Genomic DNA, 662 nt, shown 5'->3' on the forward strand with positions numbered 1-662 from the left:
CGTGCTCGGCCCGTGCGGCGGCCTGGGCCAGCCGACGCGGGCGCACCCCGGCGGGCCGGACCCGCATCGCGAGGAAGCGTGAGGTCATCGGGGAGCGGGAGCCTTCCCGCCAGGTCGCCTCCATGAAGGCTTCCCGTCCGGCGGCCGTGGCCAGTTCCGCCACCGTCACCGGTGGCTGCCGGTAGCGGGGCTGAGGCCGGCGGCCGTTGCCCAACCAGGCAGAGGTGGCGGGGACCGCCTTGTGCGGCTGGGCGGTGATATCGCCGCGGATGCCGGCCACGTACGCGATGTCCCGCTCGGCCAGGGCGGCACGGAAGTCGGCGTTCTGGCCGTAGCCCGCATCCGCCACCACAACCGGCGGCACCAGTCCCCATCCGGCCAGTTCGTCCAGGGCGTCCAGTGCCAGCCGCCACTTCTCCCGGTGCCCGACGTCTTCCGGGACGCCGGTCCGCCGGCGCCGGACGGCGTCATCGGCCCACTGCTGGGGCAGGAACAGCCGCCAGTTCAGCGGGCACGAGGCCGTATCGGAGACCGCGTGCACGCTGACCGCGACCTGGCAGTTGGCCTGCTTGCCCAGCGCACCGCAGTACTGGTGGGCGACGCCGACCGACATCCTTCCGTCCTTGGGGAACGACACGTCATCGACCGCCCAGGCGTTTGGG

1 protein-coding gene is annotated in these 662 nt (G+C 73.4%); it reads right to left on the minus strand.

The window, feature by feature from the left end; all coding sequences use genetic code 11:
- Nucleotides 1-662, minus strand: a 662-nt coding sequence (locus tag PV419_RS52985) for an IS701 family transposase (protein WP_319701265.1), incomplete at both ends; no start/stop codon positions are given.

Source organism: Streptomyces sp. ME19-01-6, assembly GCF_033793745.1.
Lineage (GTDB): Bacteria > Actinomycetota > Actinomycetes > Streptomycetales > Streptomycetaceae > Streptomyces.